16 protein-coding genes are annotated in these 23,689 nt (G+C 70.5%); 10 read left to right on the top strand and 6 right to left on the bottom strand.

Features of this window, described 5'->3' with window-relative positions; translation table 11 throughout:
* Positions 1-6 precede the first annotated feature (6 nt).
* From OG798_RS08485 to OG798_RS08475, 3 genes are read right to left on the bottom strand one after another with little or no spacing between them, the layout of a single operon-like run.
* Complete coding sequence (locus OG798_RS08485) at positions 7-732, bottom strand: maleylpyruvate isomerase family mycothiol-dependent enzyme (RefSeq protein WP_267060838.1); 726 nt, start codon at positions 730-732, stop codon at positions 7-9.
* Complete coding sequence (locus OG798_RS08480; RefSeq protein ID WP_267060837.1) at positions 729-1,559, bottom strand: fumarylacetoacetate hydrolase family protein; 831 nt, start codon at positions 1,557-1,559, stop codon at positions 729-731. The genes OG798_RS08485 and OG798_RS08480 overlap by 4 nt, the downstream gene beginning before the upstream one ends.
* Complete coding sequence (locus OG798_RS08475; protein WP_413253519.1) at positions 1,556-2,734, bottom strand: cupin domain-containing protein; 1,179 nt, start codon at positions 2,732-2,734, stop codon at positions 1,556-1,558. The genes OG798_RS08480 and OG798_RS08475 overlap by 4 nt, the downstream gene beginning before the upstream one ends.
* A gap of 18 nt (positions 2,735-2,752) precedes the next feature.
* Between OG798_RS08475 and OG798_RS08470 the strand changes: the two genes are divergently transcribed.
* Positions 2,753-3,526 carry an IclR family transcriptional regulator gene (locus tag OG798_RS08470; RefSeq protein WP_328756728.1) on the top strand — a complete coding sequence of 258 codons (774 nt, stop codon included), beginning with the start codon at positions 2,753-2,755 and terminating at the stop codon, positions 3,524-3,526.
* Between the two features lie 493 nt (positions 3,527-4,019).
* Here OG798_RS08470 and OG798_RS08465 read toward each other — a convergent pair whose 3' ends face one another.
* Complete coding sequence (locus OG798_RS08465; RefSeq protein WP_328756727.1) at positions 4,020-5,261, bottom strand: amidohydrolase family protein; 1,242 nt, start codon at positions 5,259-5,261, stop codon at positions 4,020-4,022.
* Positions 5,262-5,957: 696 nt separating this feature from the next.
* Here OG798_RS08465 and OG798_RS08460 point away from each other — a divergent pair.
* From OG798_RS08460 to OG798_RS08430, 7 genes are all read left to right on the top strand, one after another.
* Positions 5,958-7,022 carry a quinone oxidoreductase family protein gene (locus OG798_RS08460; RefSeq protein WP_328756726.1) on the top strand — a complete coding sequence of 355 codons (1,065 nt, stop codon included), beginning with the start codon at positions 5,958-5,960 and terminating at the stop codon, positions 7,020-7,022.
* A 267-nt stretch (positions 7,023-7,289) separates the two neighbouring features.
* Complete coding sequence (locus OG798_RS08455) at positions 7,290-8,234, top strand: amidohydrolase family protein (RefSeq protein ID WP_168489227.1); 945 nt, start codon at positions 7,290-7,292, stop codon at positions 8,232-8,234.
* Between the two features lie 375 nt (positions 8,235-8,609).
* Complete coding sequence (locus OG798_RS08450; RefSeq protein WP_443054181.1) at positions 8,610-9,407, top strand: oxygenase MpaB family protein; 798 nt, start codon at positions 8,610-8,612, stop codon at positions 9,405-9,407.
* 62 nt (positions 9,408-9,469) lie between these two features.
* A complete protein-coding gene (locus OG798_RS08445; protein ID WP_328756724.1) occupies positions 9,470-11,746 on the top strand; it encodes a serine/threonine-protein kinase in 2,277 nt (758 codons plus the stop codon).
* A gap of 278 nt (positions 11,747-12,024) precedes the next feature.
* On the top strand, positions 12,025-13,581 hold the full coding sequence (locus OG798_RS08440) for a phytoene desaturase family protein (protein ID WP_095856402.1): 1,557 nt from the start codon (positions 12,025-12,027) through the stop codon (positions 13,579-13,581).
* 129 nt (positions 13,582-13,710) lie between these two features.
* Positions 13,711-14,823, top strand: coding sequence for an NAD(P)H-dependent flavin oxidoreductase (locus tag OG798_RS08435; RefSeq protein ID WP_121417224.1), 1,113 nt, complete (start codon positions 13,711-13,713; stop codon positions 14,821-14,823).
* Positions 14,820-16,370, top strand: a complete 1,551-nt coding sequence (locus tag OG798_RS08430; RefSeq protein ID WP_328756723.1) for an acyl-CoA synthetase — start codon at positions 14,820-14,822, stop codon at positions 16,368-16,370. Before OG798_RS08435 ends, OG798_RS08430 begins: the two co-directional genes overlap by 4 nt.
* A gap of 63 nt (positions 16,371-16,433) precedes the next feature.
* Here the strand turns inward: OG798_RS08430 and OG798_RS08425 are convergent, their stop codons facing one another.
* A complete protein-coding gene (locus OG798_RS08425) occupies positions 16,434-18,857 on the bottom strand; it encodes a penicillin acylase family protein (RefSeq protein ID WP_328756722.1) in 2,424 nt (807 codons plus the stop codon).
* A 185-nt stretch (positions 18,858-19,042) separates the two neighbouring features.
* Here OG798_RS08425 and OG798_RS08420 point away from each other — a divergent pair, with 185 nt between their 5' ends.
* Entirely contained in the window at positions 19,043-20,587 is a 1,545-nt protein-coding gene (locus OG798_RS08420) for an acyl-CoA synthetase (RefSeq protein ID WP_328756721.1), read from the top strand.
* A 267-nt stretch (positions 20,588-20,854) separates the two neighbouring features.
* Here OG798_RS08420 and OG798_RS08415 read toward each other — a convergent pair whose 3' ends face one another.
* Positions 20,855-22,474, bottom strand: a complete 1,620-nt coding sequence (locus OG798_RS08415) for an acyl-CoA synthetase (RefSeq protein ID WP_328756720.1) — start codon at positions 22,472-22,474, stop codon at positions 20,855-20,857.
* A 373-nt stretch (positions 22,475-22,847) separates the two neighbouring features.
* Between OG798_RS08415 and OG798_RS08410 the strand changes: the two genes are divergently transcribed.
* On the top strand, positions 22,848-23,648 hold the full coding sequence (locus OG798_RS08410) for a crotonase/enoyl-CoA hydratase family protein (RefSeq protein ID WP_097226736.1): 801 nt from the start codon (positions 22,848-22,850) through the stop codon (positions 23,646-23,648).
* Positions 23,649-23,689 lie beyond the last annotated feature (41 nt).

Below are 23,689 nucleotides of genomic sequence, written 5' to 3'. Positions count from 1 at the left end.
TCGTGCTCACAGCCACGCGGGCAGCTTCGGCAGGGATCCCCCGCCGGTCGGGTACAACGGGCCGGGGACGGGGCGCCCGGTCGCGTAGGCGGCCAGGCTGGGCAGGTCACCGCTCACCACGACCGGCTCGACGTCGGCCGAGTCGCCCAGCAGCCAGGTGCGCGGACCGGCCTCGGACCGCAGCCGGACGGAGGGTCGGTCCGGCCGGCCGGGGAAGGAGGCGGCCACGTCGTCGACGAGGCCCGCGCACACCTCGTGCGGCACGTCGTCGAAGCTGGTGTCGATGTTCAGGTCGACGGCGTGGACCCATACCTCGCGCACCCGCATCCAGGGCACCTGAGAGACGGGCACCTCACGGCCTCGCGCGGTGCGGACGGTCGCCGCCCAGCACTCGTCGGGCAGCGCGGCGAGCTCCTCGGCGAGACGGCCGTCGGCCGCGAGCAGCTCGGCACGCAGCTTTTCGGCCGGCTGCCGGGCGCCCTCCTCGATCTCGCGCGCACGCTGGTCGCCACTTGCGTACATGGGCGTCTCGATACCGGTACGCGCCCAGATGAGCAGGTTGACGAGTGCGTCGGCGTTGCGGGCGACGTGGGCGACCACGTGAGCGCGGCTCCAGCCCGGCAGGTACGAGGGCCTGGGGAATCCCGGGTCGGTCAGCCGGTGCACGGCGGCTTCGAACGCCGCCGTGCCCTTGGTCACCCGCCCCAGCATCGCGGCCGGGCGTTCGCTCACCGTGTCTCCCGACGGCAGGTGTTGCGGGTCTCGCCGATCCCCTCGATCCGGGTGACGAGGAGTGATCCGTCCTGCAGATAGCGGGCGGGCTTGCGGGCGTGGCCGACCCCGCCCGGAGTGCCGGTGGCGATCACGTCGCCGGGCACGAGGGTGACGACCTCGGACAGGTACGCGACCAGTGCGGCCGGGTCGAAGACGAGGTCACCGGTGTCGGCCTTCTGGACCGTGTCGCCGTCGACCTCACACGTCAGGTTCAGGCCCTGGGCGGAGACCGCGGGGTCGTCGACGGTCACCAGCCACGGTCCGATGGGCGTGGTGGCCTCGAAGTTCTTGCCCTGGTCCCACTGGGTGGTGCGGTACTGCCAGTCGCGGGCGGTGACATCGTTGAGCACGGTGTACCCGGCGATCGCGGCCCGCGCCTGCTCCGTGTCGGCGTGCCGGACCTCGGCACCGATGACGACGCCGAGCTCGGCCTCCCAATCCATCTGCGTGGACGCGGCGGGCAGGGTCACGTCGTCGTACGCGCCGACCAGCACCCGCGCGAACTTGGAGAACAGCGTCGGGTGCGAGGGGAGTTCGCGGCCCATCTCCAGAATGTGGGTGCGGTAGTTGAGACCGACGCACACGACCTTCTCCGGCGCGACGACCACGGGGGCGTAGTCCAGGGCGCCTTCGTACGTCTCACCGTCGGCGTCCGCGGCACGCGTCGCCCAGTCACTGTGGCGCAGGAAGACCACCAGATCGCTCTCGCCCAGGTCCACCGCCTTGTCGTCATCGATACGGACGGCGCGCGTGGTGCCGTTGACCCGGATGGTGGCGAGCTTCACTTGTGTTCTCCTCGGGAGGTACGGGCGAGGCCGAGGGCCTCGTAAACGGGCTCGTCGCTGAAACGGAACAGGTCGACCTGGGTGCGGGCGGACAGCGAGACCTCGCACCAGGACGGGACCACGAACAGGTCGCCCTTGGCGATCTCGAAGACCTTGTCGCCGACCTGGGCGACCGCCTCGCCCTCGAACACCTGCCAAACCGCGGAGCCGACCGTGCGCACCGGGGTGGTCTGGGTGCCGGCACTCAGGCGGCGCATCTCTGTGCGCATCGTGACCAGGGCGTCCCTGCCGGTGGTGGGGTTCGAGAAGCGGACTCCGGCGTGCCCGGGCTCGAGCACACCGGGCACGCCCTCCTGCTCCAGCTCCAGCTGGGCGTTCAGGGCGGCGTCGGTGTGCTCCCAGCGGTAGGCGTTCAGCGGGGAGTTGGGCTGGTCGGGTCGGCTGATCGGGCGCAGCCCGGGGTGGCCCCACAGTCGCTGGCCGCGCGAGCGCTCGGGGGTTTCGCGGGTGGAGAGCTCGTCGGGGCCGAACTCGAAGAAGCCGGCGTCCAGCTTGGAGACGAGCGGGATGTCCAGGCCGTCGAGCCAGGCCATCGGCTCATCGGTGACGTTCTGGTGCTCGTGGAAGGCCCAGCTCGGCGTGAGCAGCAGGTCACCCCGCCGCATCGCCACCGCGTCCCCGTCGACGTTGGTCCACACGCCCTCGCCTTCGACCACGAACCGGAAGGCTCCCTGGCTGTGCCGGTGCGAGGGTGCGACCTCGCGCGGCCCCAGGTACTGGATCGCGGTCCATAGGGTCGGAGTGGCGTAAGGCAGGCCCGGAAGACCGGGGTTGGACAGGGCCATGGCGCGGCGCTCGCCGCCACGCCCCACCGGTACGAGCTCTCCGGAGCGCTGTGCGATGGGCAGCAGCTCCGCCCACCGCCACAGGTGCGGAACCGCGGTGGGCTGCGGCACCGTCGGCATGAGGCCGTCCACCTGGGTCCACAGCGGGATCAGGCCCGCGTCCTCGAAATCCGCGTACAGCTCGTCGAGCAGCTTGCGCTCGGTCTGTTCGTTGGTGGTGTCGGTCACGGAAACCTCCACGTCGTGTTGTACGGCGACCGCCGGAAGAAGCGCGCATCGTGCCGCGCTGTCCCTGACGTTACGCCGCGTTTTCCTCTCACCGGAATCCATGAAGGGTAGGATTCCTCTATGGAGAATTCAGGCAGTCTTTCGACGAGCCCTTCGTATCCGGTGAGCGCAGCCGGCAACGCCCTGCGCGTCGTCCGGCTGCTGCACGAGCTCGACGAACTTCGGGTGATGGACGTCGCCGACCGGCTCGGCGTCGCGCGCTCGACCGCGCACCGGGTCCTCGCGATGCTCGTCTTCGAGGGATTCGCCGTGCAGGACCGTCACAAGGTGTACCGGCCGGGGCCGGCTCTGCAGGCGATCAGGGGAAGCCAGGCAGCCCCTCCTCCGGACTTGATCACCATCGCCCACCCCCACCTGCAACGGCTGGCGGACGCCGTTCGAGAGACGACCCACCTGATGGTGCTCGAGGGCAACGGCAGCCGCTTCCTCGACGGCGTGGAAGGCCCACAGGCGTTGCGCGTCAGCTACCGCACCGGCACACTCCTGCCCGCCCACGTGACCTCGGGCGGCAAGGCCCTGCTCGCGGCACTGCCGACTGACCGGCTCCGGGCCCTCTACCCCAACGGGCTCCCCGAGGGCCGGGCCAAAGCTCCCAAGGACTTCGAGAGCCTGATGAACGAGCTGGTGTCCGTGCGCCGCCACGGCTACGCCCTCAATTTTCAGGAGAGCGAGCGCGGAGTGCACGCCGTCGGCGCATGTGTGCGCGACCGTACGGGCGCCGCCGTAGCTGCCGTGGTCGTGGCGGCTCCGTCCGTCCGCTGCACCCGCGCAAGGCTCGCTGAACTGTCCCAACCTCTGCTCGCGACCGCGCGGGACATCGGTCAGGGTCTGTGAACGGCAGCGGCGCACGCCACCGTCAAACCGCATGGTGGCGTGCGCCGTAGCGTCTTCGAGGCATGTCGTACGACCTCTGCGAAGGGCATCCCGGTGAAGGCGGCAGCTGTAGTCGTTCTCCAGAGCGGCCCCGGCGCGCGCCGCCGACTCACCGGCTGGGCGCGAACTTCGTTCATCAGCGGGGGTGAGAGTTCGTCGCGGCTTGAGCACGATCCTTCCTCACCGTGCGAGGACGTTCCGGTCCTTGGAAGGCTTTGAGTACGTTGTCGAGCTGGTGGCAAGGGCGATGGGGATTCGCAGATCACCATCGGCGATCAGCGTGGTGACACTCTGCGGGACATTGCCCTTGCCGCGGCGCAACCTCCATCTTGGTGCCGCGCCTCGCCCGGGTGGATCCCGGCGGCCGTCACCTAGACCTGCACCGGGCTGGGGCCCTTTGACGCCGACCACGTTCCGTACGTCGATGCCCCTCCCCGTTCGGCATCGTGGCTCGTCACAGTCCCAGAACGCGCTCGGCGTTGCCGTGCGCGATGCTCGCGAGGTCGGCCGGCGCGTACGGTGCGGAGCGCAGGAATTCCACCGCCGCAGCGCTGGACTCGAACGGGTAGTCGATGGAGAACAGCACCCGGTCGACACCCACGGCATGGACGGTTCCCAGCAGCGCGGCATGCGACATGACTCCGCTGGTGGTGACGTACACGTTGTTCCGCAGGTAGTACGAGGGCAGGTGTTGCACCCTGTGCTCGGGGGGCACCTGGTCGTAGCGGCTGTCGAGCCTGGCCATCTGGAACGGCAGCAGCTCGCCCATGTGGCCCAACATCACCGACGCGCGCGGGAACTCGTCGAACACTCCGCCGTAGATCAGCCGGAGCGCATGGGCACCCGTCGTCGCGGTCCATCCCCAGGAGGGCCCGACCAGCACGGGATACCCGTCGAAGACATGCCAGTTGTCTGCCGGAACGACAGCCGGATGCAGATACAACGTCACACCGAGGCGCTCCAGTTCGGCCCAGACCGGCCTGAACTGCGGCTCGTCAAGGTAGTGCCCCCGCACATGGTCGTTGTACAGCACGCCCTTGAAACCGAGCTCCGTCACCGCCCGGCGCAGCTCCACGACCGCGGCCTTGGGATCCTGCAACGGAAGGGTGGCAAAGCCGGCGAAGCGGGTCGGATGGGAGGCGATGGCCTTGGCGAGATAGTCGTTGATCCGCCGCGCGGCCGCCACGGCCTCCGCGGGATCCTCTATCACTTCCACGCCCGGCGTGGAATACGAGAGGACCTGGACGTCGACGCCGTTGGCGTCCATGTCCGCCAGCCGCAGCTCGGTCAGATCGTCCAGGCGCCGGAACCACTCCTGCTTGATCGCCTCCGGCACCGCCATGTGCTGACGGATCGCTTCCTCCTGCCGGATGGATCCGGGAACGGAGAACGCCTCTTCCACGGCCACAATGCGCATCTTGTCCTCCGAAGTGTTCCGATGGTCCTTCGAGCGGCCGCCTACGGGCCGGGGCGGCGGACCTGACGTCGGGTGCTTGGGGTTGACCCCCTGGGCACCGGTGACCGCCGTGGAGACACGGCTGCCGGGCGCGGCCTCGGCGGCCCGCGCGGGCGACCCCGAGACCAGACCGCCGACCATGGCGGCTCCTGAAGCAGCGGCGGTCGCGGCGATGAATCTTCGCCGGGTGCGGGGCTCGGCGGGCGGAGTCACGGCTTGGAAGGGACGGTCGTCGGGCATGTCCACTCTCCCTCGAGGGCGCGCGGGTGATTGCCGGGGTCCTGTCAATGGCTGTTGCGCTCCGCGAGGGTGCGCGTCGTTCGCGAGCGGTCCGACGGCCCTTCCAACCGCGGCCGCTGAAGGCATGGCGTCAGTCAGGGGGCTGGTCGTGACCGGCTGGTCCTGGTCGGCTCGCAGAGTCGGCGAGCCGCGTCCGTCGACAGGGTCCGACTGTGAGTGCACTCTTTCGGGCTGGACCAGCCCGAAAGAGGTCAGGCTGTTTCTCGGTAAGTCGCTGATGCTCATCCCTGCGTGCCACCTGACCATCAGCGTCTGAGCAGAGGAGGTGTTGGCTCATGCCGCTACAGAGCGCTCCTGCGTGGCGTGGGACTGCCGTCTCCCTCTCTTGAACTGGAGCCAAGCTAGTTCTAGGGTACTTTCCAGTCAAGGCCAGCAAGGAAGCTGCTTAGGCTCGGCTTTTTCTCATGACCCGTAGCCAAGAATGTTGACGGACTGTCAACTGGCGGCTGCCTATGTGGCTGCGTCGGAGGGTCGAGCGTCGGGTGCGTCGGACTCGGTCGCTGTTGCGTTCGTGGTCCGGCCCTGGTGAGCCGCCTGGCCGGGATCCGTTCGCTCACGGTGTCGCCGGGTCGGGTGAGGTGCGGGCGGCTGTGTGGAGCCTGCGGTGAAGTGCGTAACGATCTGAAGGAACGTGAAGTGGTACAGACCATGATGGCGGTCCGCCTGTTCGAACACGGCGGCCCCGAGGTGCTCCAGTACATCGAGACGCCGATTCCCGAGGTCGGCCCGGACGACGTCTTGCTGCGTGTGCACGCCACGGCCGTCAACAGCTGGGACCTGCGCTACCGCTCGGGCAACCTGCCGCGGCCTCTCCCGGGACGCCCGTCGTGGCCCCTGCCCTTCCAGCTCGGCCGGGACGCGGCCGGTGAAATCGTCGCCACCGGCGAGAACGTCACCCGCTGGCGCCCCGGCGACAGGGCGGTACAGCTCCCGCACCCCCCCTGCCGCAACTGCGCCCTGTGCCTACGCGGACTCGAAAACCTGTGCATCGACACCGCCTACCCAGGACACCAGGTCTTCGGCGGATACGCCCAGTACGTCGCCCGCCGCCAGGACGCCATCCTGCCCATCCCCGACGGCGTCGACTACGAGACAGCCGCAGCCACCATGTGGACCTACACCACCCCCCTCAACTGCGCGCGCCAAGCACCCGTCGGCCCCGGCGACACCGTGGTCATCACCGGCGCCAGCGGCGGAATGGCCATCGCCTGCGCACAACTGGCAAAACTGAGCGGAGCCACCGTCATCGGCACCACCACCAAGGCGGACCACGACGAAGCGCTCACCAAACTCGGCTACGACCACATCGTGCACTCCACCGATCCCCGACTCCCCGCACAGGTACGCGAGCTGACCCACGGCCTGGGCGCCGACGCCGTCTGGGACTGCGTCGGCGGCAACGACTTCTTCCAGCTCTCCCTCGCCTGCACACGGCTCGGCGGCACCGTCATCGTCCTGGGCACACCGACCGACCAGGGATCCCGCCTCGAACTGGACGCACTCGCCCTCATCGGCCAGCAGGTGACCATCGCCAGCGTCCGCGGCGCCACCCTGCGCGACCAGCAACTATGCCTTCAACTGCTGGCAGACAAAAAGATCACCCCGATCATCGACCGCGCCTACCCCCTCGAACAAGCCGCCCAAGCCCACACCTACCTCGAAAGCCACCGACAGACCGGCAAAGTACTCCTCCTGCCCTAACAACCCGGAGCCGATCACTGACGAGGTGAAGGCGGCAGAACCCTGCCAGAGGTCGGTGGGACCGCTGTGGTCGTCCCACTTGTAGGCGTCCCGCTCGGTGACCGAGAGCTTGTCGACCCACCCCGGACCCGCGGGCCGGGGAGCCGGCTCACAGCGGGTGATGTCTCCTTGAACAGCGACGCCCAAGCCGCCATGTGCCCTCGGCGAATCCGGAATCCGCCCCCCCTTCTCTCTCCCCTCTTCCCTCCACGATTGAGGAACGCGTTCATGCGCATCGACACGCACGCGCACGTCTACCCCAGCGACTACCTGGACTTCCTGGCCGACTCGGGCGTCACCACCACCGGCGGCCAGCGTGGGCTCGGGGCCGACGACACCGACAAGGAACTCGAGGCCCGCTTCTCCCTGATGGACCGGGCCGGTGTGGACCGGCAGGTGATCTCCGCCTCGCCGCTGACGGGCGCCCTGCCGGATCCGGATCGGGCCGCTGCCGCCGCGCGCCTGATCAACGACCGGTACGTCGCCCTGGTGGACCGCCACCCCGACCGCTTCCTGGCCTTCGTCGTGCTTCCTCTGCCGCACGTCGACGCGGCCCTGGCGGAACTCGACCGCGTCCTCGACGCGCCGGGGGTGGTGGGCGTGGCCCTGACCACCTCGGCCGCGGGCCGGGCGCTGACCGACCCGGCCTTCGCGCCGGTGTGGCAGGAACTCGACCGCCGCGGCACCGTGATGTACCTCCACCCCGCCGGCGACGGGGTCGCCTCCCCGCAGATCATTGACCACCACCTCACCTGGATGGTCGGCGCGCCCGTGGAGGACACCGTCGTAGCGGCCCAGCTCATCACCCGTGGCTTCGTGACGCGCTACCCCCATGTGCGCATCCTCAACTCCCATTTCGGAGGGGCGTTGCCCATGCTGCTGGAGCGGTGGGACAACCTTGCCCACTTCGAGGCACCTGAGGCCCCCCTCCCGCCGAGCCAGGCGGCGCGCCGAATGTGGTACGACACCGTTGCCCACAGTTCCCAGACGGCGCTGCGGGCCGCGGTCCAGGCCGTTGGCGCGGACCGACTCGTCCTCGGCAGCGACTTCCCGTACCAGGGCGGCGAGCACTACCTCGACACTGTCGCCTACATCGAACGGGCAGGTCTCGACGCAGAGGACACCCAGGGCATCCTGGCCGGCAACGCCGAAGCGCTTCTGGGACTGGCCTGATCATCGGGGTGCGTTGACGAGACCATCCGTGGCCGACAGGACAGCGGTGCGACGGATCGCCGGCACACACTGCCTGGCACCTTCTTCGTGACCAGCGGTATCGGGACCTGAAGTCCGTCGGCCGCACACGGGGGAGCTTCACGCCCGGAGGACAGCTGGATTTCCTGCTCCAGCGACACGCCCTGTGACCTGCGCTGTACCAAAGTGCCAACTATCTCTCTGATTCCGTACCTCCAGTCGCTGAACCTAGTTGGCATCGGTGCAGGTCACGAATGTTGCCTGGTGCCAACTAGCGATCCTTGTCACACTGACGAGGTGGACGCGCTTCGCTCGGGTGACCAGGGGTTGTTCGGTCCCTCCTCGGTGACCTGGCAGATGCACGGTGATCCCATGATGTGGGTCGCCGGGATCCGCGCGCTCTACCTCCAGGCCCTGCACCCCCGCGCGGTCCGGGGCGTCCTGCAGAATTCCGACTTCCGGCGCGACGCCTGGGGTCGGCTGATGCGCACCGCGAACTTCGTCGGCACGGCGACGTACGGCACCACCGAGGCCGCCGAGCAGGCCGGCGCCCGGGTCCGGAAGATCCACACCCTGCTCAAGGCCACCGACCCGGACACGGGGGAGCGGTACCGGATCGACGAGCCGGAGCTGCTGCTGTGGGTGCACTGCGCCGAGATCGACTCCTATCTGCACGTCCTGCGCCGCTCGGGCTTCCCGATGACGGACGCGCACGCCGACCGGTACATCGACGAACACCGGATCAGCGCACGCCTGGTCGGCCTCGACCCCACCGACGTACCGGCGAATCGGGCGGAACTGGCCGCCTACTTCGAGAAGGTGCTGCCGGAGCTCGCCGCCGGGCCCGAGGCGCGGGACGTGGACGACTTCCTGTCGCGCCCGCCGACCCACCCGCTGCTCGTCCCGGCGCGCGCCCTGCTGTGGCGGCGCGTGGCGCGGCTGGCGTACGCCGCTCTGCCGCCGTACGCCCACGAGCTGTACGGCAGACCCGCGCCGGCCCCCTCGACGGTGACCCGGCGCCTGCGTGTCACGGGCACCTTGCTGCGCTGCGTTCCCGCACGTCTTCGCTGGCGACTCCCGCCCAAACACATTCTGCGGGCCATGGCGCGGCTCGGCCCCGGCTCCCGACCGGCGCCGTACAAAGTCGGCAGATAACTCGCCATACTGGACGGGCCAGGGGAGGGCGCGGCGAGCAGCGACGGGGGCGATCGCACGAGATGGCGGAGACCAGGCTGATCCAGAGCCGGTACCGACTGCTCGATCTGATCGGGCGGGGAGGCATGGGTGAGGTGTGGCGCGCCCGCGACGAGTCGCTGGGGCGGCAGGTGGCCGTGAAGTGCCTCAAACCGCTCGGCCCGCACCACGATCAGTCGTTCACCCGTGTGCTGCGGGAGAGATTCCGGCGCGAGGCCCGGGTGGCCGCCGCGCTGCAACACCGCGGGGTGACCGTGGTGCACGACTTCGGAGAGTCGGAGGGCGTGCTGTACCTGGTCATGGAGCTGCTGGAGGGCCGCAACCTCAGCCAGCTCCTGGAGGACAACAAGCAGCATCCGCTCCCCGTCGCCGATGTCGTCGACATCGCCGACCAGGTGTCCGGCGCCCTCGCCTACACCCACCAACAGGGCATCGTGCACCGCGACCTGAAGCCCGCCAACATCATGCGGCTGGCCGACGGCACGGTGAAGATCTGCGACTTCGGCATCGCGCGCCTCGGCCACGACATCGGCTTCACGGCCCGGCTGACCGGCACCGGCATCGCGATGGGCACCCCGCACTACATGTCGCCGGAGCAGATCAGCGGTGCCCACGTCGACCAGCGCAGTGATCTCTACTCCTTCGGATGTGTGCTCTACGAAATCGCCACCGGGGCACCGCCGTTCGACCTGGACGACGCGTGGGCGATCCTCGTCGGCCACCGTGACACGCCTCCCGAGCCGCCGCGCCACCACCGCGCCGAGCTCCCCGAGTACTTCGAGCGGATCATCCTGGATCTGCTGGCCAAGGAGCCCGAGCGGCGCCCGCAGGACGCGCGCGAGCTCGGCCGACGGATCGGCACGGGGCGTACGACTCCGGTGTACGTGCCGACGGTCGTGTCCCCCGCCATCGGCCGTCCCGCCGACGAGCGGCGCATGTTGGAGCCGTCGACGAGGGCTCCCGCGCCCTCTTCCTCGCGTGAACCCCGGCTGCCCTCCTGGACCCGGGGCATGACCACCGGCCACAAGGCGACCGGTGCCGGACTGGGCGGCGCCCCGCCGGACGCGGCGGCGGGCCTGACCGGCGCATGGACGGCACGCTCGGCCGCGTCCGTACCGGAGGTGCCGGAGCGCGTCGAACGCCCGACTCCCGCACCGGAGTTGCTCACCACCCTGACGGGCCGGCACAACGCCGGACTGAGCCTCGGGCGGCTCGGCCGGTGGACCGAGGCCGGCGAGGTGCACCGCGCGGTCGCCGCTGAACGCGAGCACGTCCTTGGCCCCGACCACCCCGACACCCTCGCCAGCCGCTACGAGGTCGGCTTCACCCTCAGCCGCACCGGACGCGCCGCCGAAGCGTTGCACGAGTACGCGCGGGTCGCCCGGGGCAGGGAGCGGGCGCTCGGCCCCGACCATCCCGACACCCTGGCAGCGCGCCAGGAAATGGCCTACGTGCTGGGCCAGTTGGGCCGTCATTTCGAGGCGCACCAGGCGTACATCGCGGTGCTCGCCGCCCGGGAGCGTGCCATGGGCCCCGACCATCCCGACACCCTGCGCTGCCGCCACAACCTGGCCTTCAACCTGAGCAGGCTGGGCCGCCTGGAGGACTCGTACCGGATGGCGAGCGAGGTCGCCGCCGCGCGGACCCGGGTGCTCGGCGCGAACCACCCCGACACACTCGTGTCACGGTACGAAGTCGCGTACACGCTGGGCCAGTTGGGCCACTGGCCGGAGGCGTTGGGGACCTACAGGGAGGTGGCCGAGGCACGGGCCGAGGCCCTTGGCCCCGACCACCCGGACACCCTCTCCGCCCGCTACGAGGTCGGCATCAGCCTCGGCCGGCTCGGCCGCAGCGCGCAGGCCCTGGAGCTGTACCGGGACCTGATCGACGATCGCACCCGGGTGCACGGCCCCGCCCACCCCGAGACCCTGCGCGCCCGGCACGGCCTCGGCGTCAACCTGGGCCGGATGGGGCGCTGGGAGGAGGCGCTCGCCGAGTCCCGTGACGTGTGGGCCCTCCGCGAGCGCGTGCTCGGCCCCGACCACCCGGACACCCTCGTCAGCCGCCGCGAGGTCGCGGTCGGCCTCGGCTGGCTGGGCCGCTGGTCCGACGCCCTCACCGAGTACCGGGGCGTCGCCACCGCCCGCGAGCGCGTCCTCGGCGCCGACCACCCCGACGCCCTGGCCAGCCGCAACGACGAGGCACACTGCCTGGAACAACTGGGCCGGGGCCAGGAGGCGGTGGAGCTGTACCGCAGAGTGGCCGCGTTGCGCCAGCAGCGGGCGGCACGGGGAGACTGAGGGGCTCTCGTGCGGGGGTGCGCTCGCCCTGTTCGAGGGACGGCACCGGCCATACGGCGGTGCCGTGGTCGACGGCACCGGCCATACGGCGGTGCCGTGGTCGACGTACCGGCCATACGGCGGTGTCGCGGTCGAGCGCCCCGGCCATACGGCGGTGTCGTGGTCGACGGTGGTGAAGGCCACGCCGGGGCCGATGCCCGCGCTCGTGCCCCGTCCGGACGCCCGCCGGGTGCCGCGTACCTCTGGCCGTTCTAGATCATCGCGTGCTACGAAGAACCATGCCTGCACACGAGGGATACGACGTCGTGATCGTCGGCGGGGGCCACAACGGACTCGTTGCCGCCGCCTACCTGGCCCGGGCCGGCCGGTCCGTGCTGGTGCTCGAGCGCCTGGGGAGCACCGGCGGCGCCGCCGTGTCCACCCGGCCGTTCGCCGGGGTCGACGCCCGGCTGTCGCGCTACTCCTACCTGGTCAGCCTGCTGCCCCGGAAGATCGTGCGGGATCTGAGCCTCGACTTCCGCGTGCGTGGCCGCACCGTGTCCTCGTACACGCCCGTCGAACGCGACGGACGGCCCACCGGCCTGCTCGTCGGCGGTGGCGAGCGCCGCACCCGCGAGGCCTTCGCGCGTCTGACCGGCTCGGACCGTGAGTACGAGGCCTGGCAGCGCTTCTACGGCATGACCGGCCAGGTCGCCCAGCAGGTCTTCCCGACGCTCACCGAACCGCTCCCCACCCGCGAGGAACTCCGCGCCCGCATCGACGACGAGGAGGCCTGGCGGGTCCTGTTCGAGGAGCCGGTCGGTGTCGCCGTGGAGGAGAACTTCGCCGACGACCTCGTGCGCGGTGTCGTCCTCACCGACGCGCTCATCGGGACCTTCGCGGACGCCCACGACCCGTCCCTGCGCCAGAACCGCTGCTTCCTGTACCACGTGATCGGCGGCGGCACCGGCGCCTGGGACGTGCCGGTCGGCGGCATGGGTGCCCTCACCGACGCGATCGCCGCGGCGGCGCGCGCCGCGGGCGCCGTGATCGCCACCGGCCACGAGGCGGTGCGCATCGAGACCGACGGGCGGGCCGCCGAGGTCACCTACCGCACCGCGGACGGCGAGGGCGTCGCCGCGGCCCGGCACGTCCTCGTGAACGCCTCGCCGCAGGAACTCGCGCACCTCACCGGCGACGAACCGCCCACCCCCGCCGAAGGAGCCCAGCTGAAGGTCAACATGCTGCTCAAGCGGCTGCCGAGGCTGCGCGACACCTCCGTCGACCCGCGCGAGGCGTTCTCCGGCACCTTCCACGTCGCCGAGGGCTACGAGCAGTTGGCGACCGCCCACGCGCAGGCCGCGTCCGGCGAGCTGCCCACCGCGCCGCCCTCCGAGATCTACTGCCACTCCCTCACCGACCCGAGCATCCTCGGCCAGGACCTGGTCGAGCAGGGCTATCAGACCCTCACCCTCTTCGGCCTCCACACACCCGCCCGGCTGTTCGAGCGGGACAATGACGCCGTACGGGCGGAGCTGCTGAAGTCGACGCTGGCGCAGCTGGAGGCGCACCTCGCCGAACCGCTCGCCGACTGCCTGGCCACCGACACGGACGGCCGCCCCTGCATCGAGGCGAAGACCCCGCTCGACCTGGAGCGCGACCTGCGGCTGCCCGGCGGCAACATCTTCCACCGTGACCTCGCCTTCCCGTACGCCCAGGAGGGCACGGGCCGCTGGGGCGTCGAGACCCGGCACGCGAACGTCCTGCTGTGCGGGGCGGGCGCGGTGCGCGGCGGTGGCGTGAGCGGGGTGCCCGGGCACAACGCGGCCATGGCGGTACTGGAGGACAGGTCCTAGCTCCGCCGGTCGGTCGTGTGCCGTCGGCGCGGCGCGGGGTCTGGAACTCTGCCGAGGGACTGGCCAGAAATCTGACGGAGCATCAGAAAAGGCCTTCCCTCGTCCGGAGGACTGCGGCATTCTGCGGCCATGCAGACGGAGCTGAGCAAGAAACTGGGAGTCGAGCACGCCATTTTCGGCTTCACGCCGTTTCCCGCCGTCGCCGCGGCCATCAGTCGCGCGGGCGGATTCGGTGTGCTCGGCGCGGTCCGCTACACCGCACCCGACGACCTCAAACGCGACCTCGACTGGATCGAGGCGAACGTCGACGGCAAACCGTACGGCCTGGACGTCGTCATGCCCGCGAAGAAGGTCGAGGGGGTGACGGAGGCCGACGTCGAGGCGATGATCCCGGAGGGACACCGGCAGTACGTCAAGGACACCCTCGCCAAGTACGGCGTGCCCGAACTCGCCGAGGGCGAGGCGTCCGGCTGGCGCATCACCGGCTGGATGGAACAGGTCGCCCGCACCCAGCTCGACGTCGCCTTCGACTACCCGATCAAACTGCTCGCCAACGCGCTGGGCTCGCCACCCGCCGACGTCGTCGAACGCGCCCACGAGCGCGGAGTGCTCGTCGCGGCCCTCGCGGGCAGCGCCCGGCACGCGCGCAAACACGCCGAGGCGGGCATCGACGTCGTCGTCGCACAGGGCTACGAGGCGGGCGGCCACACCGGCGAGATCGCCTCGATGGTGCTCACCCCCGAAGTCGTCGACGCCGTCGATCCGTTGCCCGTACTGGCGGCGGGCGGCATCGGCAGCGGACAGCAGGTGGCCGCCGCCCTCAGCCTCGGCGCCCAGGGGGTGTGGCTCGGCTCCCTGTGGCTGACCGTCACGGAAGCGGACATGCACGCGCCCGCCGTGACCCGCAAGCTGCTCGCCGCCGGGTCCGGCGACACCGTCCGCTCGCGCGCGCTGACCGGCAAGCCCGCCCGCCAGCTACGCACCGAGTGGACCGACGCCTGGGACGACCCGAACGGCCCCGGCACGCTCCCCATGCCGCTCCAGGGGCTGCTGGTGGCCGAGGCGGTCTCCCGGATCCAGAAGTACGAGGTGGAACCGCTGCTCGGGACGCCGGTGGGGCAGATCGTCGGCCGGATGAACAGCGAGCGCAGTGTCCAGGCCGTCTTCGACGACCTGACGAGCGGCTTCGAGCGGGCCGTCGAGCGCGTCAACCGGATCGCGGGAAGGGGCGAACAGTCATGAGCACCTCACCCAACGGCTTCTGGGCCCAAGCCACTGCCGACCCCGGGCGGACGGTCCTCATCACCCCGGACGGGGACGAGTGGACCGCGGGCCGGCTGCACGCCGCGGCCAATCGACTCGTCCACGGGCTGCGCGCCGCGGGACTCGAACGCGGCGACGCCTTCGCGGTCGTCCTGCCCAACGGCGTCGAGTTCTTCGTCGCCTACCTCGCCGCCTCCCAGGCGGGCCTCTACCTGGTGCCGGTCAACCACCACCTCGTCGGCCCCGAGATCGCCTGGATCGTCTCCGACTCGGGCGCCAAGGTGCTGATCGCCCACGAACGGTTCGCCGACGCCGCCCGCCACGCCGCCGACGAGGCGAAGCTTCCCGCCGGTCAGCGGTACGCGGTGGGCACGGTGGCGGGCTTCCGGCCGTACGCCGAACTCCTCGACGCGCAGCCCGACTCGGCGCCCGCCGACCGCACCCTCGGCTGGGTCATGAACTACACCTCGGGCACCACGGGCCGCCCCCGCGGCATCAGGCGCCCGCTGCCCGGCAAGCTCCCCGAGGAGTCGTACCTCGGCGGCTTCCTCGCCATCTTCGGCATCAGGCCGTACGACGACAACGTGCACCTGGTCTGCTCTCCGCTCTACCACACCGCCGTCCTCCAGTTCGCGGGCGCCTCCCTGCACATCGGGCACCGCCTGGTGCTGATGGACAAGTGGACGCCCGAGGAGATGCTCCGCGTCATCGACGCCCACGCCTGCACCCACACCCACATGGTCCCGACCCAGTTCCACCGGCTGCTGGCACTCCCCGACGAGGTGAAGGCGCGCTACGACGTCTCCTCGATGCGGCACGCCATCCACGGCGCGGCCCCGTGCCCGGACCATGTGAAACGAGCCATGATCGAGTGGTGGGGCCACAGCGTCGAGGAGTACTACGCGGCCAGTGAGGGCGGCGGCGCCTTCGCGACCACCGAGGACTGGCTGAAGAAGCCCGGCACGGTCGGCAAGGCCTGGCCCATCAGCGAACTCGCGGTCTTCGACGACGACGGCAACCGGCTGCCGCCCGGTGAACTCGGCACCGTCTACATGAAGATGAGCACCGGTGGATTCGCGTATCACAAGGACGAGAGCAAAACGAAGAAGAACCGCATCGGCGACTTCTTCACCGTGGGTGACCTGGGCTGTCTCGACGAGGACGGCTATCTCTTCCTCCGTGACCGCAAGATCGACATGATCATCTCGGGTGGGGTCAACATCTACCCGGCCGAGATCGAGGCCGCGCTGCTCTCCCACCCCGCCGTCGCCGACGCGGCCGCCTTCGGCATCCCGCACGACGACTGGGGCGAGGAGGTCAAGGCCGTCGTCGAGCCCGCCCCGGGCCACGAACCGGGCCCGGCCCTCGCCGCCGACATCCTCGTCCACTGCGAACGCCTGCTCGCCGGGTACAAGCGTCCCAAGAGCGTCGACTTCATCGAGTCGATGCCGCGCGACCCGAACGGGAAGCTGTACAAGCGGCGCCTGCGGGATCCCTACTGGGAGGGCCGTACGCGAGCGGTGTGACAGCGGAGCGGGGTGTGACCGGGGTGGTCCCCGCCGGCGCGGGCAGGGACCACCCCGCTGCCGTCAGCGGTGCTCGCCCACGCGGATCACCCGCAGCCCGGGCGAGGACAGGATGTCCTTCTCACAGAACCGGGAGGTGACCCACTTCCCCTCGGAGAACAGCCGTGTCTGGTCGCTGAAGTGCGGCGAGTTCGGGTTCGACGACTGGGAGTAGGTCAGCAGCGTACGGGCGACCGGGCAACGGCCGCCGTCCCACCCGACGGCCTGGATGTACGAGGACCCCGTGGTGACCTCCGTGTAGCCGCCGGCCGCCGCGTCCCACACCGGCTCGACCTTGTTCCACACGCCGAGCGACTCCGTGCCGCCCGGCACGGGGATACGCCGATCGCCCCGGACGACGACCTGGTGCGCGCCGAGCGTCGCGTCCAGCGCGATGCCCGTCGCCCGCAGCTCGCTCACCGCGTCGGCGAGGGCCGTGGCCACGCCGGGCGCTTCGGTGTTGAGCGTGTTCGGGGTGTGCACGGGGTCCGCCGCCGAGAACGGGACCTTCCAGAGCTGCGCGGGCGCGACCGCGACCATCAGTCGCCGCCAGAACCGGTCGAAGAGCAGTGCGCCCCGGCTGCCGGTCTTCATGGAGTGGTCCCACGCCTTCAGCACACCGCACGCCTCGCCCACGTCGACGGCCTTGCCGTCGCTGCCCGTCGCCGTGCCACCGGGCAGCGCGGCACAGGCACGGGCCGTGTCGTCGGCGATGAGGTCACCCGAGGTGGCCCGGTTCGCGAACTGCTGCGCCTGTAGATCCCGTACGGTCAGCTCCCCCTTTGCGGCCATCGCGGCCACGTCCGTCTTCGCGCCGCGCGCACGGGTCGACAGCGGCGAGCCGATCGAGCCGAAGACCCGTTCGTACCCGGTGAGCGGCCGGTCCGTATTGGCCAGCCAGGCGCTGTCGTTGGAGTTCTCCGCGTACGGCGCATCCTTGAGGACCGGCATGTTCGCCGGGCCGAAGATCCCGGGCTGTACGGCGTCGGGGTCGCTGCCCGGCGCGCAGTCGCCGCGGGAGCCGTCGAGGACCGCGATACCGGACGACGGATAGAGGGCCTTGCCGAGCGCCGTCGAGCAGCGCTGGGCCAACTCGTCGGTGATACGCGGGAGTACCTGCGACTGTGTGAACAGCGAGTGGCCGCCCGAGTCGGCGGCGATCGTGTTGATCCAGGGCAGCCCCTGTGTGCGCCTCAGTGTCGTGAGGACGTCGGCCGTGCCGCGGGCCCGGCCGAAGCCGAGGGCGGTGTCGGGGGCGCGCAGGTTCTCGGCGTTGGGGTCGTTGAGTGCGTACGCCGTCGTGGACGTCCAGGGCAGCGGGAGTCCCGCGCCGAGCGAGGTGACGACCGGGCCGTAGCGGGTCCACCACTGGGTGCGGGTGACGGGCGGGCCGCCCCGCGCCTCGACGGTGACGGTTCGCCTCGTCATCCGCTCCGGCTTCCCGTCCACCAGGTACGTGGTCGGGTCGGCCGGATCCAGCGTCAGCTGATGGAGGTTGAGCGTCACACCGGTGGCGACGGTATGGCTCCAGGCCACCCGTGCGTTGTGCCCGATGGAGACCGTGGGGGAGCCGAGCAGCGTGCCGCCCGCCACGTTCAGCTCGCCGGGGATCGTCTGCTGCGACTGCCAGAAACGACGGCCGCCCTGCCACGGGTAGTGCGGGTTGCCCAACAGCAGCCCACGGCCGTTCGCCGTGCTGGCACCGCTGAAGGCGACCGCGTTGGACCCCATGTCGGCGGTGTCGAAGAGTTTTCGGGCGGCGCGCGCGGCACTCTGCGCGTCGGGTATGCCGACGGCTGTACGCGCGGCGGGTGTCGCGGGCGGCTGCGCGGCCGTGATGCCGTCGACCGCGCGGCCCTGACCGCCGAGCACCGCCAGCGCGAAGGTACGCGCGGCCACGTCCACCGAGGTCACGGGCCGGACCCAGGAGGCACCCCGGCAGGCCGGATCGGTGATCCGGTGCTGGGCGAGCCAGGCGTTGTAGCCGGCCGCCCAGCCCAGCATCAGATCCTTGGAATCGCGGCTCGGACCCCGTGGCGCGGGCTCCGCGAGCAGTTTCTCCACGGTGCCCGTCGCCCGCACGCCGCGGAAGTAGAGGTCGCTGGAGAGGTTCTCGGCCGCCGAGGACAGCGAACCGTCCGGCTCCGCGTCGGCGCCGAAGAAGCGGGAGCGTTCGCCGCGTAAGGTCACGAACCCGTCGGCGAGGGTGCACACCTGGTCGGCGGCCTGCGCCCAGCCGGTGCCGAAGCCTAGGTCCGCGTAGTTCTTCGCGAGGATGTGCGGAATGCCGTACTCGGTGTAGCGGATCACGGCGGACAGACCGCCGGCGGACGGGTGGGACGGAGAGTGCTGACGCTCCTGGCCGTTCGCGGCGGCCGCGGGCAGCGCGGCCGAGGCGGTGAGCAGGGCTACGGCCAGGACGGCGAACCGTCTGGGGCGGATGCGCATCGTGCCTCCCGACATCATTGAGGGAAGGGGCGGTTGAGCGTAACAACAGCCACAGACGTGTGACCTGGTGTCAGTACGTTCCACGGCGGGGTTGATCCTCTTCGCGCCAAGAGCGCGGGACGCTTGACCCCGCTCGCGGGCCGGAACGAGGATCACGGCACAGCAGCCGGACGAAGGAGCAGGTCATGACGGCGGGTCAGAACCCCACGGTGGCGGCGGGCCGGAGCGCCACGGTCGACGGGGTGCTGCGGCGCAGCGCCCGGCGGACCCCCGAACGCGTCGCGATCCACTACCGCGACCGGTCCTGGACCTACGCCGAACTCGACGAGGCCGTCTCCCGCGCGGCCCAGGTGCTGCGCTCCTCGGGACTGGCACCGGGCGACCGTGTCGGTGCCTACGGCCACAACTCGGACGCGTACCTGATCGGCTTCCTCGCGTGTGCGCGCGGCGGGCTTGTGCACGTGCCGGTCAACCAGAACCTGACCGGTGACGACCTCGCGTACATCGTCGGACAGGCCGGCTGCGGACTGGTCCTGGCCGACCCGGACCTGGCCGGGAACCTCCCCGAGGGAACCCGCTCTCTCGCCTTGCGCGACAGCGACGACTCGCTGCTCGCGCGACTCGACACGACCCCGCCGTACGACGGACCGGAGCCCCGCGGCGAGGACCTGACGCAACTCCTCTACACCTCGGGCACCACCGCGCTGCCCAAGGGCGCCATGCTGACCCACCGCGCGCTGGTGCACGAGTACCTCAGCGCGATCACCGCCCTCGATCTGCAGGCCGGCGATCTGCCCGTGCACTCGCTGCCGCTCTACCATTCGGCGCAGATGCATGTGTTCCTGCTGCCGTATCTCGCGGTCGGCGCCGTGAACGTCATCCTCGACGCGCCCGACGCGGGGCAGATCCTCGACCTGGTCGAGGCCGGTCACGCGGACAGTCTGTTCGCGCCGCCCACCGTCTGGATCGGACTGTCCAACCGCCCCGACTTCGCCACCCGTGACCTGAGCGGACTGCGCAAGGCGTACTACGGGGCGTCGATCATGCCGGTGCCGGTTCTGGAACGGCTGCGGGAGCGGCTGCCGAAGCTGGCGTTCTACAACTGCTTCGGCCAGAGCGAGATCGGACCGCTGGCCATGGTCCTGGCACCCCACGAGCACAAGGGGCGGATGGACTCGTGCGGGCGGCCGGTGCTGTTCGTCGAGGCGCGGGTCGTCGACGAGTCCGGCAAGGACGTGCCCGACGGGCAGCGGGGCGAAATCGTCTACCGCTCACCGCAGTTGTGCGAGGGCTACTGGGACAAGCCGGAGGAGACCGCGGAGGCCTTCCGCGACGGCTGGTTCCACTCCGGGGACCTCGCCGTGCGCGACGAGGAGGGCTACTTCACCGTCGTCGACCGGGTGAAGGACGTCATCAACTCCGGTGGCGTGCTGGTCGCCTCGCGTCAGGTCGAGGACGCGCTCTACACACACGACGCCGTCGCCGAGGTGGCCGTGATCGCGCTCCCCGACGAGCGGTGGATCGAGGCGGTCACGGCGGTCGTCGTCGCCCGTACCGAGGTCACCGAGGCCGAACTCCTCGCCCACGCACGCGAGAAGCTGGCCGCCTTCAAGGCGCCCAAGCAGGTCGTCTTCGTGGACGAACTGCCACGCAACGCCAGCGGGAAGATCCTCAAACGCGAGCTGAGGGACCGCTTCGCGGACGCACGGGCCGAAACCGCCCAGGGGTAGGGCGCCCTGACGGAGACGGCCGACGACCGTCGCGTTCGACCGTCACCGGTCGCCCGGGACGGGCTCGGCGTGGGCGCTCTGCTCAACCTGGGCGCACGTCGATCGCAAGCCACCTGGTGCCGGGGCGGCGGTTGTCGGTCGCGGTGGCCGCCGCGGGATTCCTGACGGCGGCGGCCCTCGCCGCGAGCTTCGTCCGTTCGCCGGTCACGCGGTGACCGACGCCGGTCACCGCGTGACCGGCGTGGGGCGGCGGTTGCGCCGCATGCGTCAGCGGGTCGCCTCCGTCGCCACCGAGCGCGCCCACCGGTAGTCCGCCTTGCCGCTGGGCGAGCGCTGGATGGTGTCGGTGATGACGAGCTGGCGGGGAATCTTGTAGCCGGCGAGGTGGCTTCGGCAGTGGGTCTGGATGTCCTCCAGCGAGGGCCTGCCCGCGCCCTCGCGGAGCTGGACGACCGCCGCCACATGGTTGCCCCACTTCTCATCGGGGACCCCGGCGACCAGCGCGTCGTACACGTCCGGATGGGACTTCAGGGCCTGCTCGACCTCCTCCGGATAGACCTTCTCGCCGCCGGTGTTGATGCACTGGGAGCCGCGTCCGAGGACGGTGACGATGCCCTCCTCGTCGACCGTCGCCATGTCGCCGAGCAGCACCCACCGCTCGCCGTCCTTCCGGAAGAAGGTCTCGGCGGTCTTCTTCGGGTCGTTGTAGTAGCCGAGGGGCACATGGCCGCGCTGTGCGACCCGGCCGGGCTCACCGACGGCGACCGGCTTGTACGTGGCCGGATCCACCACCTGCGTACGGGAGTTGACCCGTAGCCGGAAACCCTGTCCGGCCCCCGAGTCCGCGGTCGCGGTGCCGTTGAAGCCGGACTCCGAGGAGCCGTAGTTGTTGAGCAGCATCACGTTCGGGACCAGTGACTGGAACTGCTCACGCACCGTCTCCGACATGATCGCGCCGGACGAGGACACGCTGAACATCGAGGAGCAGTCCGTGCCCTTCATCGGCCCCCGCAGCGCGTCGATCAGCGGGCGCAGCATCGCGTCGCCGACCAGCGACATGCTGGTGACCTTCTCCTTCGCCACCGTCCGCAGGACCTCTTCGGGCACGAACTTGCGGTGGATCACGATCCGTTGGCCGAAGTTGAACCCGATGAACGCCGTCAGTGTCGAGGTGCCGTGCATCAGCGGGGGAGTGGGGAAGAAGGTGATGCCCTCGCCACCGGCCGCCACCCGCTCGGCGAGCTCCTCCGGCTTCCTGACCGGCTCGCCCGTCGGGGCCCCGCCGCCCAGCCCGGAGAAGAACAGGTCCTCCTGGCGCCACATCACCCCCTTGGGCATGCCGGTGGTGCCGCCGGTGTAGATGATGAACTGGTCGTCCGCCGAGCGCGGCGGGAAGCCCCGTTCGGGGGATCCGGCGGCCTCGGCCTCGGCGAAGTCCAGGGCGGGCAAGGAGGTTCCGTCGGTCGCTGCGCTCCCCACCCGCAGGAGATGCCGCAGCGCCGAGGCCCGCGGCAGTGCCGCCGCCACCCGGTCGCTGAACTCCGTGTCGAAGACCAGCGCCACCAGATCCGCGTCCCGGTAGAGGTAGACCAACTCCTCTTCCACATAGCGGTAGTTGACGTTGACCGGCACGATCCGTGCCTTCAGGCAGCCCAGCACGGTCTGCAGGTACTCGACGCCGTTGTAGAGGTGCAGTCCGAGGTGCTCGCCGGGGCGGATGCCGCTGTCGATCAGGTGATGGGCGACGCGATTCGCCGCCGCGTCGAGTTGCGCGTACGTCAGACGGCGCTCCGCGCCCGTGCCCGGATGGTCGATGTACACGAGCGCCTCGCGGCCAGGAACCACGTCGACGACCGACTCGAACAGGTCGGCAAGGTTGTACTCCACCGCTCCTCCTGACCTCGCGCGTCCGGGTCCGCCCCAAGGGCCTGTCGTTTGGATCAGGCCTGGGCCGCGGGGTCTGGCACGCACATCTGCGGCGTTGTCGTCGGTCAACGACGCTCCGCGTCGCTTCCCTCCTCCGCCTTGCAGCTGCACGCACCAGACCCCGCTCACCGGCACTGACCAAGCCCCGTCTCCTGAAACGACCTGATCCAAACGACAGGCCCTGGGCTCGACGGCCATCAGAGCAAAGGCCGCCACAACTGGGAAGGGCCCGCGCAGAAGAAATCTGACTGTCTGTCAGAAAACTCTTGTACTGGTCCCGCGCCTACTGCAACCTGTTCTCGTTCCAGAGAGCCTGTCTGACGGGAGGACGGCAATGGGTGGTACGGAACACCTCACCGTGCAGCGCGAAGGCGCCACACTGGTGCTCACGCTCAACAGGCCCGAGGCCAAGAACGCGCTCTCGCTGCCGATGCTCGTCGGTCTGTACGACGGCTGGCTCGAGGCCGACGAGGACGACGCGATCCGCTCGATCGTGCTCACCGGCGCGGGGGACGCCTTCTGCGCCGGCATGGACCTCAAGGCGCTGGCGGGGCGAGGCATGGAGGGCCAGCAGTACCGGGACCGGCTGAAGGCCGACCCCGATCTGCACTGGAAGGCGATGCTGCGCCACCACCGCCCCCGCAAGCCGGTGATCGCCGCCGTCGAGGGGCACTGTGTCGCGGGCGGTACGGAGATCCTCCAGGGCACCGACATCCGGGTCGCGGGAGAGTCGGCGACCTTCGGGCTCTTCGAGGTCAAGCGCGGGCTGTTCCCGATCGGCGGCTCCACGGTCCGCCTGCAACGCCAGATCCCCCGCACGCACGCCCTGGAGATGCTCCTCACGGGGCGTCCGTACTCGGCCCGCGAGGCCGCCGGGATCGGCCTGGTCGGACACGTCGTGCCCGACGGGACGGCGCGGCACAAGGCCCTCGAGATCGCCGAACTGATCAACGCCTGCGGTCCGCTGGCCGTCGAGGCGGTGAAGGCGTCCGTGTACGAGACCGCCGAGATGACGGAGACGGAGGGCCTCGCGGCCGAGCTGACCCGAGGCTGGCCGATCTTCGACACCGCCGACGCGAAGGAAGGCTCCCGAGCCTTCACCGAGAAACGCCCACCCGTCTATCGGCGCGCGTGACGTGCGGGGGCGTGACGGTGTGCGGGTCCGGGACGGGCGTG

This window comes from Streptomyces sp. NBC_00271 (assembly GCF_036178845.1).
Classification (GTDB): Bacteria; Actinomycetota; Actinomycetes; order Streptomycetales; family Streptomycetaceae; genus Streptomyces.
This window is presented reverse-complemented; position numbering and strand designations above follow the sequence as displayed.

What these genes read in the sequence shown, in the direction of transcription:
- OG798_RS08475 (WP_413253519.1), bottom strand. Translation starts at nt 2,734, where the DNA reads ATGGATTCCGGTGAGAGGAAAACGCGGCGTAACGTCAGGGACAGCGCG.
- OG798_RS08470 (WP_328756728.1), top strand. Translation starts at nt 2,753, where the DNA reads ATGGAGAATTCAGGCAGTCTTTCGACGAGCCCTTCGTATCCGGTGAGC.
- OG798_RS08465 (WP_328756727.1), bottom strand. Translation starts at nt 5,261, where the DNA reads ATGCCCGACGACCGTCCCTTCCAAGCCGTGACTCCGCCCGCCGAGCCC.
- OG798_RS08455 (WP_168489227.1), top strand. Translation starts at nt 7,290, where the DNA reads ATGCGCATCGACACGCACGCGCACGTCTACCCCAGCGACTACCTGGAC.
- OG798_RS08450 (WP_443054181.1), top strand. Translation starts at nt 8,610, where the DNA reads ATGCACGGTGATCCCATGATGTGGGTCGCCGGGATCCGCGCGCTCTAC.
- OG798_RS08445 (WP_328756724.1), top strand. Translation starts at nt 9,470, where the DNA reads ATGGCGGAGACCAGGCTGATCCAGAGCCGGTACCGACTGCTCGATCTG.
- OG798_RS08440 (WP_095856402.1), top strand. Translation starts at nt 12,025, where the DNA reads ATGCCTGCACACGAGGGATACGACGTCGTGATCGTCGGCGGGGGCCAC.
- OG798_RS08435 (WP_121417224.1), top strand. Translation starts at nt 13,711, where the DNA reads ATGCAGACGGAGCTGAGCAAGAAACTGGGAGTCGAGCACGCCATTTTC.
- OG798_RS08430 (WP_328756723.1), top strand. Translation starts at nt 14,820, where the DNA reads ATGAGCACCTCACCCAACGGCTTCTGGGCCCAAGCCACTGCCGACCCC.
- OG798_RS08425 (WP_328756722.1), bottom strand. Translation starts at nt 18,857, where the DNA reads ATGCGCATCCGCCCCAGACGGTTCGCCGTCCTGGCCGTAGCCCTGCTC.
- OG798_RS08420 (WP_328756721.1), top strand. Translation starts at nt 19,043, where the DNA reads ATGACGGCGGGTCAGAACCCCACGGTGGCGGCGGGCCGGAGCGCCACG.
- OG798_RS08410 (WP_097226736.1), top strand. Translation starts at nt 22,848, where the DNA reads ATGGGTGGTACGGAACACCTCACCGTGCAGCGCGAAGGCGCCACACTG.